General features: G+C 56.3%; 12 protein-coding genes. 9 read left to right on the top strand and 3 right to left on the bottom strand.

Features of this window, described 5'->3' with window-relative positions:
• Window positions 1-471 (bottom strand): toxin-activating lysine-acyltransferase, encoded by a 471-nt coding sequence (locus Q0915_RS05330; RefSeq protein ID WP_299474305.1) that lies wholly within the window; start codon window positions 469-471, stop codon window positions 1-3.
• A gap of 265 nt (window positions 472-736) precedes the next feature.
• Between Q0915_RS05330 and Q0915_RS05325 the strand changes: the two genes are divergently transcribed.
• Window positions 737-2,122, top strand: coding sequence for a DUF3179 domain-containing (seleno)protein (locus tag Q0915_RS05325; protein WP_299474302.1), 1,386 nt, complete (start codon window positions 737-739; stop codon window positions 2,120-2,122).
• Between the two features lie 128 nt (window positions 2,123-2,250).
• Here the strand turns inward: Q0915_RS05325 and Q0915_RS05320 are convergent, their stop codons facing one another.
• Window positions 2,251-3,195 (bottom strand): helix-turn-helix domain-containing protein, encoded by a 945-nt coding sequence (locus tag Q0915_RS05320; protein ID WP_299474299.1) that lies wholly within the window; start codon window positions 3,193-3,195, stop codon window positions 2,251-2,253.
• 164 nt (window positions 3,196-3,359) lie between these two features.
• Here Q0915_RS05320 and Q0915_RS05315 point away from each other — a divergent pair, with 164 nt between their 5' ends.
• The 5 genes from Q0915_RS05315 to Q0915_RS05295 all read left to right on the top strand — a co-directional run bounded on the left by Q0915_RS05315 (window position 3,360) and on the right by Q0915_RS05295 (window position 8,849).
• Entirely contained in the window at window positions 3,360-4,382 is a 1,023-nt protein-coding gene (locus Q0915_RS05315) for a carbon-nitrogen hydrolase family protein (protein ID WP_299474296.1), read from the top strand.
• Window positions 4,383-4,448: 66 nt separating this feature from the next.
• Window positions 4,449-5,114, top strand: a complete 666-nt coding sequence (locus Q0915_RS05310; protein WP_299474294.1) for a pyridoxamine 5'-phosphate oxidase family protein — start codon at window positions 4,449-4,451, stop codon at window positions 5,112-5,114.
• A 160-nt stretch (window positions 5,115-5,274) separates the two neighbouring features.
• A complete protein-coding gene (locus Q0915_RS05305; protein ID WP_299474291.1) occupies window positions 5,275-6,456 on the top strand; it encodes an AraC family transcriptional regulator in 1,182 nt (393 codons plus the stop codon).
• Window positions 6,457-6,522: 66 nt separating this feature from the next.
• Window positions 6,523-7,905: a S41 family peptidase gene (locus Q0915_RS05300; protein WP_299474288.1), complete on the top strand. Its 1,383-nt coding sequence runs from the start codon at window positions 6,523-6,525 to the stop codon at window positions 7,903-7,905.
• A 350-nt stretch (window positions 7,906-8,255) separates the two neighbouring features.
• On the top strand, window positions 8,256-8,849 hold the full coding sequence (locus Q0915_RS05295) for a hypothetical protein (protein WP_299474285.1): 594 nt from the start codon (window positions 8,256-8,258) through the stop codon (window positions 8,847-8,849).
• 76 nt (window positions 8,850-8,925) lie between these two features.
• On the opposite strand, the gene Q0915_RS05290 is transcribed toward Q0915_RS05295, so the two are convergent.
• Window positions 8,926-10,053 (bottom strand): DUF4240 domain-containing protein, encoded by a 1,128-nt coding sequence (locus tag Q0915_RS05290; RefSeq protein WP_299544186.1) that lies wholly within the window; start codon window positions 10,051-10,053, stop codon window positions 8,926-8,928.
• Window positions 10,054-10,387: 334 nt separating this feature from the next.
• Between Q0915_RS05290 and Q0915_RS05285 the strand changes: the two genes are divergently transcribed.
• The 3 genes from Q0915_RS05285 to Q0915_RS05275 all read left to right on the top strand — a co-directional run bounded on the left by Q0915_RS05285 (window position 10,388) and on the right by Q0915_RS05275 (window position 14,580).
• Window positions 10,388-11,473: a TIGR03032 family protein gene (locus Q0915_RS05285; protein ID WP_299474279.1), complete on the top strand. Its 1,086-nt coding sequence runs from the start codon at window positions 10,388-10,390 to the stop codon at window positions 11,471-11,473.
• Window positions 11,470-12,690 (top strand): hypothetical protein, encoded by a 1,221-nt coding sequence (locus tag Q0915_RS05280; RefSeq protein ID WP_299474276.1) that lies wholly within the window; start codon window positions 11,470-11,472, stop codon window positions 12,688-12,690. Before Q0915_RS05285 ends, Q0915_RS05280 begins: the two co-directional genes overlap by 4 nt.
• 120 nt (window positions 12,691-12,810) lie before the next feature.
• A complete protein-coding gene (locus tag Q0915_RS05275) occupies window positions 12,811-14,580 on the top strand; it encodes a hypothetical protein (RefSeq protein WP_299474273.1) in 1,770 nt (589 codons plus the stop codon).
• The last annotated feature ends 28 nt before the right edge of the window (window positions 14,581-14,608 follow it).

Here is a 14,608-nt window from a genome sequence, read left to right as displayed (position 1 = left end):
TTACGCGGCGTAGGCGCGCGCTTTTACAGGGTGGCCGTGCTGGTCTCGGCCGGGGTGCTGGACAATGCGCAATACATGTCCGTTTCCATCGCGGCGGACCGACCGCAGGGCGCGGTCTGGGAAGACGGTTCGCTTGAGATCCCGCGCGGTCTGAAAGCCGTCGCCGAACGGTGCGATGAAATCTATGACGACCGGATTCGATCCATTGTTCCACTGGTCGGGGGTCGGCAGGTGATCCTGGTGAAGGACCGCTTCTTCTGTCGCCTCATCAAGCCAGGCCCAAGTCGCAAGGGCGACCGGCAATCCGCCGCGGCGCCAGATACGCAACTGGCCGAGCATCAGAGGCGGCAGGATCAGAGCGCCGACTTCAGATATGCTCCGGTCTTTGTGAAGCGGGCTTTCCGCCATAAGCACGTGCGCTTCGCCAAGCAAAGCGAACGTGGTCTTCTTATCGAATTGACTGCTGGTCATCTTGCAGCTCCTGACAGCGTTTCCGTTGTCAGAGAACTAATGTCGGCGCTTGTTTTTCGTTATGGGGTCAACACCCTAATCGGCGTTCACCCGTTAACGTCACACTGAGCGAGAAGGCCTCTCGCACGCTTTTCAACAATTGCTGATGCATCGTGATTGGCCAGGCAACCGGTCGAGGCCTCTTTATTAGTGCGACGGTGCAGTCCGGTCCTGACGGGGCGATCTGTGCCAATGAAGTTGAAACAGGCACGCGAAAGGTGCGCTCATGGCTTCGGCAATTGCTTCTCAGTCCCGCAACGTCCTCATGGCGTCGATGGTTGCGGTATCCTTGTTCTGGTCCGGCGCTTCACAAGCCCAGGACAAGGCCCCCCTGCCCGACTACGTAACCGAACAATACGGCAAGCCGCCTGCGATCCCGGATGGCCCGCTCTCGCCCCAATTGCAGGCCGCCGTTCAAGCCGCGTTTGTCGACAGCCTGACCCAGTCGGCATGGGGTAGAGACCAGACAATCGCCCTCGACGAAGTTGCCGACTCCAAGGATCCAAGGCTCGTCTGGATCATCAGCGATCTGATGCGCTTTACGGCAGGGTCTCAGCTGAGTGCGGTTTTGACCGACGCAGCTTCAAAGCTCCTGGGAAAAGATATTCCGAACGAAAACAACTGGGGCGAAATAACCGACCACCTGATTGCCTGGGATATCCCCGCCCCGCCGGATTATCTGAAGGTCAAGCGCGGTATCTTCACCACTGTCGTACCGGGCTGGGACAAGATCTTCGTGGAAGGTGACATCGACTGGAGGCACGTATCTTGGGGCGGTGTCCTGATCGACAATCGCGCCTTCGACAAGACCGATGAGGTTTGCAACTGCATCCCCGCCGCCGATAATCCAGAAGTCAGCAGCGCCGAGGAAGCCAACTGGCTGAAAGATGACGCCATCGTCTTCGGCGTTGAGGTCAACGGTGAGTACAGGGCCTATCCCCGGCGCATCATGGAAGTGCGCGAGATGGTCAACGACACGCTCGGCGGGCGGGATCTCGGCATTCCTTATTGCACCTTATGCGGTGCGGCGCAGGCATACTTCACCGATCAACTCCCGGCTGGGGTTGAGCGCCCTGTTCTGCGCACTTCGGGCCTGCTCATCCGGTCCAACAAGGTCATGTATGACGTGAACACCTATTCCGTCTTCGACACCTTTCTTGGAAAGGCCGTGACCGGTCCGCTTGCGGACAAGAACATCCAACTGGAACAGGCCAGTGTTGTCACGACCGACTGGGGCACCTGGAAAAAGGAACACCCCGAGACAACGGTGCTTGTTGAACGCCTGGCACTCGGCAGAGACTTTGACTTCCGCAATGGGCGCGACGCCAACGGCCCCATCTTTCCGGTCGGCGACGTCGATCCACGGCTGCCGGTCCACGAAGACGTCATCGGTGTGGTCACCGCGTCCGGCAAGCCGGTGGCGTTCCAGCGCAGCAAGGCTGTCGCGGCTTTGGCCAAGGGCGAAGAGATCGCCTTTGAGAACATTCGTCTTCAGATGGATGCCGGCGGCGTCAAGGCCGTAAGTGCCGACGGGGCCGACCTCGGCAGCCATCAGGCCTTCTGGTTCGCCTGGTCCCAGTTTCACCCCGGCACTGAACTCTGGCCGGGCTGACGCCTGATCAAAAGATAACCAGGCCCGTGCGTGCCCCGTCATCACGCACATATCGGATGCGGTCGGCTAGGGCGACCGCACCCGAACAGTCTGAGACGTTTGGGTAACTGGCTTGAAGCCGACGCGCGTCAGTTGCGGCGGCGGTACTCTCTCGGTGTCATCCCAAATTGTGTCTTGAAGAGCCTTGCAAGGCTTTGCTGGCTTGCAATTCCGGCACGAAATGCAATCTCGCCGATCGACTGACGGGCAAAGCGCTCATCCTTCAGCTCGGCGGCAATCCTGTTCAGGCGCATATTGCGGATTGTAGCGGAAATCGATCTTCCGTCGGATTGATAGATTTCCGAAAGCCGGCGCAGCGACAAGCCGATGGTATCTGCAAGCGCCTGCCGGTCGAACTCCGGTTTGTGCAGACTGGCCCGGATAGCAGCATCTGCACGCAGCAGGATCTGTTGCTCGGGCTTTGACAATTCGTATTTTGCGTCCTGCAACGATGCCAAACCGGTTACGAAGAGATCGACAACAGTGTCCTGCAACGCGTATTGCGCTGTTTCCGGGGATTGATCTATGGCACTCACGAGCCTGACGGCGCTGTCGCGAATGATCCGGCCGATCACGCTGCTGCCGGACACGCCTATCCCCGTGAGAAGATCTGCGTTCGGAAGCCGGCTGAGCAACATGTCTCGCGGAATTTGCACGACGAGCTGCTGAAAACCGTCCGGAAGCTCCAGATTGTAACGGTCAACGCTGCTGTAGAGCGCAAAATCACCCGGGCGAAGGCGTGTTTCGCGCTCGTGCTGGCGCACGCCGCCCTCTTTGACCATTTGAAGACTTATCAGGAAACTTTCTTCGTCCGCACGCGCGATATCTCTGCGCCGGCGCCAGACCGACTGCTGGCTGCCGGAAACAAAAGAGGCTGAAAGGCGGGACATCCGGTTGAGGACAATTTCTCCGTCGAAACCTTCGGACTGCTCGCACTGACAATCGAGCAGAACATACGCGTCGCAGACCGCTTCGCGCCAGAAAGCGAAACTCTCATCTTGCCGGACGCTTTTCGTGCTCAGCAAAATCGCCATCTGCGCACACCTCCTCCGGAAATACGACTAGCACAGGCCGCTCATTTTGCGAAGTTTTGCGGCTGAAGCGCTCAAATCGCCGGGTTTTTCCGCGCGTACCGCGAAGTCTCGACACGCCGGATATGACAAGCTGGCACAGGACATCAAGCTGTGGAGGATGTGACGTGACAGCACCATTCAAGGCGGCGGCCGTTCAAGCCGCCCCCGTTTTTCTCGATCTCGACGCGACGGTCGACAAAGCCATCGGACTGATCGAGGAAGCGGCCGCAAAGGGCGTCAAGCTGATCGCCTTTCCCGAAACCTATCTGCCGGGATATCCCTGGTATATCTGGCTCGATGCGACAGCCATGTATATGCCTCTGGTCCCGCGCTACGCCGCTAACTCCATCAAGGAGGGTAGCGAGCAGGACAAACGCCTGGCGCAAGCGGCCAAGGACAACGACATGCACGTCGTCATGGGCGTTTCCTGGAATGTCAATGGAACGCTTTATATGGGCCAGTGGCACTACGGCCCCGACGGAAATGTGATTTCACGGCGGCGCAAGCTGAAGCCCACCCATGTGGAACGCACGGTTTTCGGCGAAGGTGATGGCAGCGACATGTCTGTTCATGACACGGAACTGGGCCGGGTCGGAGCCCTCTGCTGCTGGGAGCATATCCAGCCGCTCAACAAATACGCGATGTTCTCGCAAAATGAACAGATCCACGTCGCAGCCTGGCCGAGCTTTTCGCTTTATGAAGGCGGTGCCTATGCCCTCGGGCCGGAAGTCAACGAGGCCGCCAGCCGGATCTATGCCGTTGAAGGCCAGTGTTTTGTGATAGCCGCCTGCGCCACCGTCTCGGAGGAAATGTCCGAGTTTCTCTGTGACACGCCGGTGAAGCAGCAATTGCTCAAAACCGGTGGCGGCCATGCCCGCATCTTCGGACCTGACGGCGCACCGCTCGGCGAAATCCTGCCGCCGGACCAGGAAGGCCTCGTCATTGCCGATATCGATCTGAACATGATCGCGATCGGCAAGGCAGCTGCCGACCCTTGTGGCCACTACTCAAGGCCGGATGTCTTCAGGCTGATGTTCAACCGCAAACCGAGCCCGCCGGTGATGGCATTCGACAACGAAGCAGCCCGGACGATTGTCGAGCCTGAAGCGGAAGACGACGCGCGCGTTGTCGCGAACGCGGCAGAGTAACGGGCTGATCTGGCCCTGTGGGTGTGTGATCGCCGCACACCCTCATCTCCTTTTGCGGAGGCAAGGATGCTGACATCTGACGAATTCTATACCAGTCAACAACGCGAATTGCAGGAACGCTTCGGCACCAGCAAACTGGCCGACACGGTCGTCGCGGCAATCGTGCGGGACGAGATCGAAGAGCCTCACATCCCCTTTATCGAAAGCAGGGATTTCTTCTTTTTATCGACGGTCAGCGCGGACGGCGAGCCGACGGTCAGCTACAAGGGCGGGCCAGTCGGGATCGTAAAGGTGATTGACCCGAAAACGCTTGTGTTCCCGAGTTACGATGGCAACGGCATGTTCAAATCCATGGGCAACATCAAGGCTGCTGCGAAAGTCGGCTTGTTGTTCATCGACATGGAAACGCCGAACCGCATAAGGGTCCAGGGCAACGCGACCTTAAGCGAGGACGACCCTGAGCTTGCCCGGTATCCGGGAGCGAACATGCTCGTTCGCGTCGACGTGACCGCATGTTTTCTGAATTGCGCGCGTTACATTCACAAGCACAAGCGGGTTGCCGACAGCCCTTACGTTCCAGATGAAAAAGGCAAGCAGCCGCATCCGTCCTGGAAGCGCATCGACATGGTACAGGACTCCCTCCCTGCCGAGGCAAGAGCAAAAACGCAGGCAGAAGGCGGGACGATCACAATGGACGATTACGCGGAAAAGCTCATGGCCGGGGAATCATGAGGATGTAATCACCAGCCTCGTTGACCTCTAACGCTCCTTCAATCCAGGCTGCAAGTCATCGCTGACCTTATGAAATGGCAAGACATGATCTTGCCATTTCCCTTTGGCAATTGACGATGCGGTACGGTTTTTCAAGCATTTGCGGGACTGAGGGCGTTCAATGGAAACTTCACAGCACTTGCTTGTGTTGATTTCGACAATGGCAATGACGGTGCCACTCTTCGCAGCCTTGTGCTGCCTGGTGCAAGACAGCAACCAAACCCTGTTTCGCGTTCTTGCCGCCTTTTTTGTCGCCGCCGCGATCACCGAACTGCCAACCGCACTGCACTTTATTAGTTTTTCCCCCGCCACGGTGCCCTTGATGGATGGGCTTTGGGCGCTGGCCATGGCAAGCGTCATGCCCCTGATCTGGCTGTATGTCTGGATACTCACAGCAGAAGATGATGCGCTGCCGAGGCGCTTTCTTCCGCATCTTCTGGTGCCGGGCGGCGCCATCCTGACCCTTCTTGCAATCGCGATTTACCAGGTGATCTCCGAATTCCGCATCTTCGGGCTCGCCGAAGACCGATTGACCGGGGCGGCGCAGGCAATCAACCTGTCATACTGGTTCCTGGAATACATTGCGATCAGGCTCCAGTGGGGCATTTACATTCTGCTGATCTACATCCGTCTCGTTGCCTATCGGTCACGACTGAAGGACCTGTTTGCGAGCACCGAGAAAAAAGAGCTGCGATGGATCACTGTCGTCATCGGCATCGGTGCCTCGTATTGGATCCTGAGCCTGATTTCGTCACTTCTTTCATATGCCATGCCGGGCTATGGCGGATTGCCGACTATCGTCCATTACGTTCTCAATCTGATTGTCCAGACAATTGTCGCCGTTTGGGGACTGAGGCAAAGGCCGGGATTGCAGCCTGAAAGCGATGTGCAGCCAGTTTCCCGGCAAAGATACGCCAATTCAGCCCTTACGAATGAAGACGCCGATCGCATTGCCGCAAAGCTGCGCAAGGCGATGGCCAGCGACACGCTTTATCTCGATCCAAACCTCTCGCTTTGGGCACTCGCCCGCCATACAGGCGTCAGCGAGAATTACATTTCACAGGTGCTCAACGAGGAAGTTGGCCAGAATTTCTTTGATTTCGTGAACGGATATCGAATTGAAGCGGCGAAGACCCGATTGAGCGAGAGCGACGAGACGATACTGGCTATCGCACTGGAGGCCGGTTTCAATTCCCGGTCGTCGTTTTACACGGCATTCAAGAAGGTTACGGGCCAGACGCCGACCGCCTATCGAAAAGCCGAAACAGGATCGGAACGACTGTCGTCAAACTTGTCCGTTTGAGCTGAAACGGACGACCAGAGGGTCAAAGATCGTTTACCCGGCGGTTCTTCAACCGGAGTAAACCAGATGAAACGTTCAATTATTTTCTTGTCGGCAATACTGTTTTCGACGCCGTCATTCTCGGACCTGGCACCCGAGTTCGACGGCGTCTGGAAAACGGACGGCTATGGGACACTGGCCGAGATTAAAAACGGCCAGGTGAAATTCTACCAGGTCGCTGGCGAAATCTGCATTGCCGAGACGACAACCGCGGATGCACTTGCCGCGTTGGTTGACAACAGCCAGCTTGTTTTGGCGCAGGACGGTCAGCTTGCCAAAGTGCGGTTGCCGTTCGCCCAACACGAAATCCGCGCTCAACGGCTCGATACACTCCCGGATGCCTGTCAAACTCCGGTCGAAAACACACCTGAGAGCAACTTCGAGGCGTTTTCCGCGTTTCTTGAAAACAATTACCCATTCTTTGCTGTTCAAGGTGTCGACTGGCAGACGACACTGACAAATGCACGTGAAAAATTGAGGCCGGACACGTCGGATCGTGAGCTGTTCGAGTTCTTCAAGGGCATGATCGCGCCATTGCGGGACGGACACATTGGTCTGGGAGCGCGCATCGAAAACGATTACCTTAGATTTGAACCTCATCCGGGAGCAAAACCCGAACGGCTGCTCCTGGAAGCCGGCAAGCAGGGCATTCGCGGACAGGAAGCGCTCGACGCTTTCCTTCAGCCTCTTTGGTTCGAGACAATCCGAGAAACAATCTTGGGCGGTCAAGGACAAATCGCCGGAAACCAACGGATCCAGTACGGCATCCTAAATGGCGATACCGGATATCTGGCGCTCGCAACAGTCGGATTTTATGACCAAAGGGACGCTTCACCTCAGGAGGAAATGGCCGCAACGGATGCCATCATGGAAGAGATCATGCAGACCTTCCAGGAAGCGGGCGTTCACTCTGTGATCATCGATCTCAGCATGAATTACGGCGGTTACAGCAACCTTGACGGATATGCGTTCATTGCCCGCGCGATTGCCGAACGCTTCGCGTCGAAGCCAGTTGTCGCCTATACGAAATATGCGGCTGATGCCGAAAATCCTGTCCGCACGGACGTCACCCTGACGCCAAGCAACGGAACCAGGTTCGAAGGGCCCGTCTTCGTGCTGACCAGCAACATAACGGTCCATGCCGGCGAGATCCTCACGCTCTCTCTGCGCGCCCTCCCCAACGTGACACATGTGGGCGAGCCGACACGGGGCGCACTCTCGGACTCTCTTGATCGCACGCTGCCGAATGGCTGGCATCTGTCATTGGCGAACGAAGTTCATGTCGACAGGGAAGGCCGATTTTGGGAAGGCCGCGGCATAAGCCCTCACATAGCGATGGATGTCTTCAAGAACGCCTCACCTGACGAACATCACGTCGATCTTGTCATGAAACTCGCAGCGCAAAACTGATGTTGTAAAGACCGTTGATAGAGTTTGCCCGGCGCTTCTTCTGGCGCCGGGCATGATTTTCGCTCATAGCCGATTGTCTGACAGTTCAGAATCAACGCTCTGCCGGCAACACCCGCAGTTTCCTCACCGTAGTTCTGCTTTATTCAACCGGATCAATAATATTTCTTCCCAATCCACATCCGGATTTTACGTATATACAAGCTTAAAACACAGCAATTGGGTGACAATTGTCACAGATTGACGTTGAAAAGAGAAATAGTGTGACTGAATTGAAACGCGAACATTCAAGGACTGAAAAACTTCGAAAGTGGAAATTTTAACAAATCTGACTTTTGCAAGGAGACTGTTGAATGGTTAAGCAAGCAATATTGGACGCACTGGACGATGATCGTTTGAGAATTATCGATTTCAGCATGGATGGCAGCGGCATAAACCGCTCGAATTTTTCCAGAATTCGCGATGCGATCGACAACGGTGACATCGATGTGACCGAGGACAACGCACTGCCGGCAGGAGCGGCGGCCTCCTACAACGATAATGCCAACGTCATTGGCTATGAACCGGGCCTGACGGCCAACGACGTGTCTTCGTCCATCTCAACCCGTGCCGTCATCATGCATGAATGTGCGCACGCGATTGTGGACATGAACCAGCACAGCTTGCGTGTTCTCGCCGACGAAGCAGCGGGCTACATTGTTCAGATCATGTATCGCCTGATTGCCGGACAGAGCTTTATCCGCACATGGGCGGAAGAAAACAAGACCACGCCGGATGGCCGCATCTACTATGAAGCCATTCGTGTCGTGGATGCCAGATCGATGCTTGGCCACTGCGTCATTCTCCGCAGCGGAGATCACTGCGAAAAACTGATGAAAGCGGTGCAGGAACATCCCGTTTATGCCGGAACCCGCATGGATGCCTACAGTCGGTGCAACGGGATCTGACACTGAAAAACCCCAAAACTGCAATTGCGACAGGACGGCGCTTGGCAACTTGCTGCCAGGCGCTGATCGAACAGGCTCAGCGGCGGTTCATCGCAGCTGCGACACGAGGCAAAACATCTTCAAAATCCGCTTCTTGCGGGTCTTTTTCACTCAGATCGGGTAATCGGAAGGTCTTGCGTTTCATCGGTTTTCCCTGGCGCATCTCGTGCGCAAGCAAGGGCGCGTTCCAGATCGAGAGTGCGCTGCCGCCTCCGCCGGGGACAAGCGAAACGTCAAACCCGTCGGGATCTGCCAGGGTCTCCTCGAAAAACTCCCGGCCCTGCAGGATGAGCCAGCTCCTGAAACCGGCAAATTCGTCGTCTGAACAGCCATCGTTCAAAAGATAGGCCAGCGCCCAGATTTCGCTCCGGTACGCGCGGGCATCCATCTCGTGAAGCAGAACGTCAAAAGATTTGATGGCCGTTGCCTTGAACCTTGCCAGCCTGTCCGGCAGGGCATCGATCTGGTCACCGAGACCACCGCTCTCACCAGGCAGTCCTATGATTTCCCAAAATACATCTTCGTCGATTTTGCGCGCATCAGGTTTGCCCTCTGGCCGCCTGCGCTCCTCACTCTCAATCTCGGCGCGTTCCCGCGACAGGCGAACAAATTGAGACGGAGTTGCACCGGACCGATCAAAGCACTCCTGTGCCGCGTCCATCATGGCCAGGATTTCCCGTTTGTATTGCGGAACGCGGCCCGTCCACGCCTCCCACTCATCCCGTTGCGAGGCTTCGCTTTCCTGAAGGTGCGGTGCTTTCTTGAACCCGCGTTTGCGCACATCGATAAGCTGCCAATAGTGCTGCTTCATCAGCGCCAGATAGTGCCGCCAGATCCGGACGGTCCGTTGTCCCTGCCCCGCAATCGTCAGTCGGTCGATATCCTGGAGCATTTCCGGGTGCGGCCAGCTGAAGGCGACTTCGAAATCGTAACTGTAGTGACGCTCGATTTCTGCGTAGAGCTCCCGCTCGAAATAAGCCTCCATCAGACGCCTGTTCGTGGCCTTGATGTATTGATCGAACGCCGAAACACCCTTCTTCTTCTCCAATCGCCCGGCATGGATCAGTTCAACCACATGCTCCATCAGCCGATCGCCATCTTTGGAGATATCGTCGAAACGGGGACGAAACGCTTCCGTCTTGGTGATTTCGATCTCGTTGATCATCATTGTTCCGCTTTCTGCACTACGAGGTTTGCACAGCCACTTCGTGCTGATGGCAATCTCACACGAGAAACTGGTCCGAAGATCCTTAAGTCCGGGTTGCAAACCCGGAAGGTACCAGTTTTGGCAATTGAGAGATTGCCGAAAGGGTTGGCAAAACGTGAAAGCGGAGAGCGAAAATCCGGCCAATCCCTCTTTTCCTCCTACCCAATCGCGACGTGTCGTCCTGCGGTGCCTGCCCAGATCTCGCGCAATGCAGGTGGACATATGCAAACGGACTGACCAACATAATGCGCACCGAGTTCGGTACAGTCGCAATTAATGCAGGTTCCAGGACGTGGACAACAATGACGCAGGGCAACTGAAGCTGACCGCTTCCGCGGGATTTTCCGATTGGCTCGAAAGCCAGCGGATCTCGCTGGCCATTTCCACCTATCAGGCGGCCAAGATCTTCCTCGTCGGCAACAACAGCGAAACCGGCCGGATTTCTGTTTTTGAACGGACATTTGCAAGAGCCATGGGCCTTGCCGCGTCTCCGGACGCGCGCCAATTGTGGCTCGCGTCGCAGTTTCAGCTGTGGCGGTTCGAAGACTTTCTCTCGCAGGAAGAGCACAAGGAACCTTATGACGCGGTCTATGTTCCCATAGAGGGCCGCACGGTAGGTGAAGTTGATATTCACGACATCCATCCGAGACCCGATCAGCCGCCTCTTTTCGTCGTGTCGCGCTTCAACTGCATTGCGACACTGGATGCGGAAAACAGCTTCAAACCCCTCTGGATGCCGAAATTCATCGATGTTGTTGTCGCCGAGGACCGCTGCCACTTGAACGGGATGGCAACGCGAAACGATGTACCGAAGCTGGTGACCTGTGTCGCCGCGACCAATTCAGGCGGCGAGTGGCGATCTCATAGGCGCGACGGTGGCATCGTCATTGACGTGGAGAGCAATGAGATCGTCGCCAGCGGATTCTCAATGCCCCACTCCCCCCGCCTCGTTGGCGATCATTGTTACATGATCCAGTCAGGGACCGGTGAATTCGGAACGCTTGATCTTGCGAGCGGCCAATTCACATCAATCTGCAGTCTGCAGGGCTTTGCCAGGGGACTGAGTATCCTTGGCGATTTTGCGATCATTGGGGTTTCAAAACCAAGAGACGAACGCCATTTCGGTGGGCTGGCTCTGTCGGATACCTTGGCACAGTCCGGTCTTGAACCAATGTGTCACGTCGCGATCGTGAACTTGAAAACCGGGGCAATCGAACACAGCCTGCTGTTCGAAGGCGTCGTGAGTGAACTTTACGACGTTGCGATCTTGCATGATATCAAAAGGCCTATGATCCACGGCTTTGTGCAGCCGGATCTACGCTTTGTCATTCGCCCCGCTCCTTTCGACCTTGACGCACATGATGGGAAATCCGGATGACTGCTGGCAGGCGGATCCTGATTTGCTGGGAGGTCGGGGCGAACTACGGACACGCGGCACAAATCTCGCAGCTTCTTCCGTGGTTTCCGGAAGATTGGCAGATTATTGCTGCCGTCCGCGATCCCGTTTCCTTTCGCACGCTCATTCCCGATCCGCGCATTCAGGTGATGGCAGCGCCTTTTGCGCCGGAAATCAAAGTCACCAGAAAAGAGGCTGTCGGGCTAAGTTACCCTGACGTATTGCGCTTCATTGGTTGGCACGATGCAGACGTCCTGACGGCATATCTCGAATGCTGGCAGGTTCTGATCCGGGAGATCGGGGCCGATGTCGTGCTGACGCAGGCGGCGCCGACCGCACTGCTTGCCGCGCGGGCGTTCGGGACGCCACGCGTTGCTATGGGCGGAGGCTATGACCTTCCGCCGCGCGCAACACCAATGCCGCGATTCTTGCACTGGGATCCGGGCGATCAAGAGGAGCTGGAAAAGCGCGAGGCAGCGGTTGTCGACAGGGCAAACGTCGCGCTTCAACGAAGAGGAATTCCGCGTATCGAGACCTTCCGCGAAATCTTGGATGTAGAACGCTATCTGATGGTGACCGTGCCGGAATTGGATCACTATGGCGACCGGTCCGCAATCGAGCCGACCCACACGCCTTACCTTGGGCCCATCACCGGCATTCGCTTTGGCCAAGATGTCACCTGGCGCCCGGACGCCGATTACCGCATCTTCGCCTATCTGCGGCCCGGAAATACAAGATTGGAAACAGCCATCAAGGCGCTTGCGTCACTTCCCGCCGAAACAGACGCGATACTGGCCGCACCAGGTGCACCGGCAAGCTTGCCTGATCGCCTCCGGGATACTTCCGTGCGCCTCTTTACGAGCCCAGTCAATGTGGACCCTTTGCTCGCGGACTGCGATCTCGGCGTCAGCCACGCTTCATCAAACATCGCAACCAACTTTGCAATGAACGGCGTCCCGCAGATCGGTCTGCCAAACCATACCGAACAGACCATGATGGCCCACGCCTTCTCGAAAGGTCACCTCGGATTGGGGCTGGTTGGAAATGCATCTCCTGAGCAGCTGCTTCATGCAATCGAGTTGGTCCGTTCTTCAGCGCAAGTCACAGATTCGACAGTAGAATTCTCAAGAAGATGGGCGCCTGATGATGCCGGCAAAACAGGGCGACGCGCCGCAGAACAAATAATGTCGCTGTTTTAACAATCTTCGGAACACAGCACGTCTTAAAAGACACTATTGGTGATTTTGACAAAGAGTGTTAACCTTACGGCATTGTTTGACTTATTTTTCTTTTCCACTTGAATTTCAGGGGGATTTGTTATGGGACGCGGCTTTCGAAAAGCGTTTTACAATCATGACTTAGATGGATGCGGGTTCTTCTGGAAATGGTTCTACCGACGCCTGGAGCGGGATCTGACTGAAGCGGATGTCGAGCTGATTTCGCTTGGTGATATCAACGGCGACGGCCAGACCGATTATTCCTTGTCGCTTACCAAAAACATTGAATACACCTTCAAAGGCTTCTTCGGCCGGTCCTACAGCTGGAACAGGGAAATCGAGCGCGATCTCGTGATATTGAGCGGAGACGATGGTCCCAAGGTCAGGGATCTGGGACGCTACACGGGCATCAAGGGACCGGTCATCGAAACGCGCTCGCTCGGCGATATCAACGGTGATGGTTTCGACGACTTTGCCACATTCACCGGTGGTGGCGGATATTACGGACGGGGTGGTCCCGACGCGGGACCTGTCGGCTACTACGGTAAGCTCGTCGATGATGTCTACATCACCTTTGGCGGCGCCCGCCAAAATGCGACCAACGTCAGCAGTCTTGATGGCATCGACGGCAATGTGCTCGCTCTGAAGTCGCTTGGGGACATCAACGGCGACGGCATCGATGACATGGCCGCCAGCGTCGGCTTCTATTATGGACGTGGCATCGATGCGAGCTACTACGGCAAGGCGATCGATGACACTTACATTATTTTTGGCGGCAAGTCGCTTTCACCGGTAAGTGTCGGCGCACTCGGCTTCGCCGCCAACGTGCTTGATGTGAGCGCTCTGGGCGATGTGAACGGCGACGGTTTTGTCGATCTTGCTGCAACAGTCGGCAACTACTATGGCTATTATGGACAGGATCCGGACGAAGTTTCCTACTACGGCAACGTCACCGATGACGTGTTCATTCTGTTCGGCGGCGAAGACGGCTTTCAGGAGAAACAAAGCCTCAACAGGCTGGTCGATATGCAGTCCAGCTTCGTTGGAGCGGAAGCGGTTGGTGATATCAACGGTGACGGTATTTCTGATTTTGTTGCCGAAGTCGGTCACTACTACGGTTATTACGGCTACTACGGCTCTGATATCTCAGACGTTTTTCTGTTCATCGGCGGCGACGAAAAGCAACCGGTCAGTCTCGGTGACCTGACGGGACCTGAACGGACCGCGATCGACGTTTTTGAGCTCGGCGATATCAATGGCGACGGCTTTGCCGATATCGGCATCGGTGCCGCAAATTACTATGGCAGCTACTACGGAAGTTATTACGGCAGCTATTACGGCCAGGAAGTCGAGGATGTCCTGGTGCTCTTCGGCAACCCAGACGGAACGCAGAAAGTATCTAACCTCAATGCATTCATAGGTACGGATGAAGCACTCCATGGGGCAACTGCCCTGGGCGACATCAATGGTGACGGCTTCATGGACTTCACCGTAGCCTGCGGCGGGTACTACGGCCCCAACTTACCCGGCGACGCAATTCTGGTGTTTGGCGGGCGGGACGTTGCGCTGCAAAGTCTGAACCTGAAGGAATTCGGCCTTTCCGAAGATGCATTCGGCGACATCAAGGCGCTCGGCGATACCAATGGTGATGGCTTCGCCGACTTCTCGGTTGCCGGCTACTACGGCTACTATGGAAGCGATGCCCTGAAAGGCGGTAGCTATGTGGTCTATGGTGGCAAGGCAGCTCTGGGCGTTGCCGACTTTGCCCAGAACGCACGTGTCGGAAGCCTTGAGGTTTCTCAGCGGGTTGTGCTCGACCTGCCGCAACTGGGTGACAACGCGTTTGCCTTCGCCGACGACCTGCTGTTCTGACGCTCAAACACGACCGGTCCGCAACAGC

The sequence above is a fragment of the uncultured Roseibium sp. genome (genome assembly GCF_947494555.1).
Taxonomy (GTDB): Bacteria; Pseudomonadota; Alphaproteobacteria; order Rhizobiales; family Stappiaceae; genus Roseibium.
This window is presented reverse-complemented; position numbering and strand designations above follow the sequence as displayed.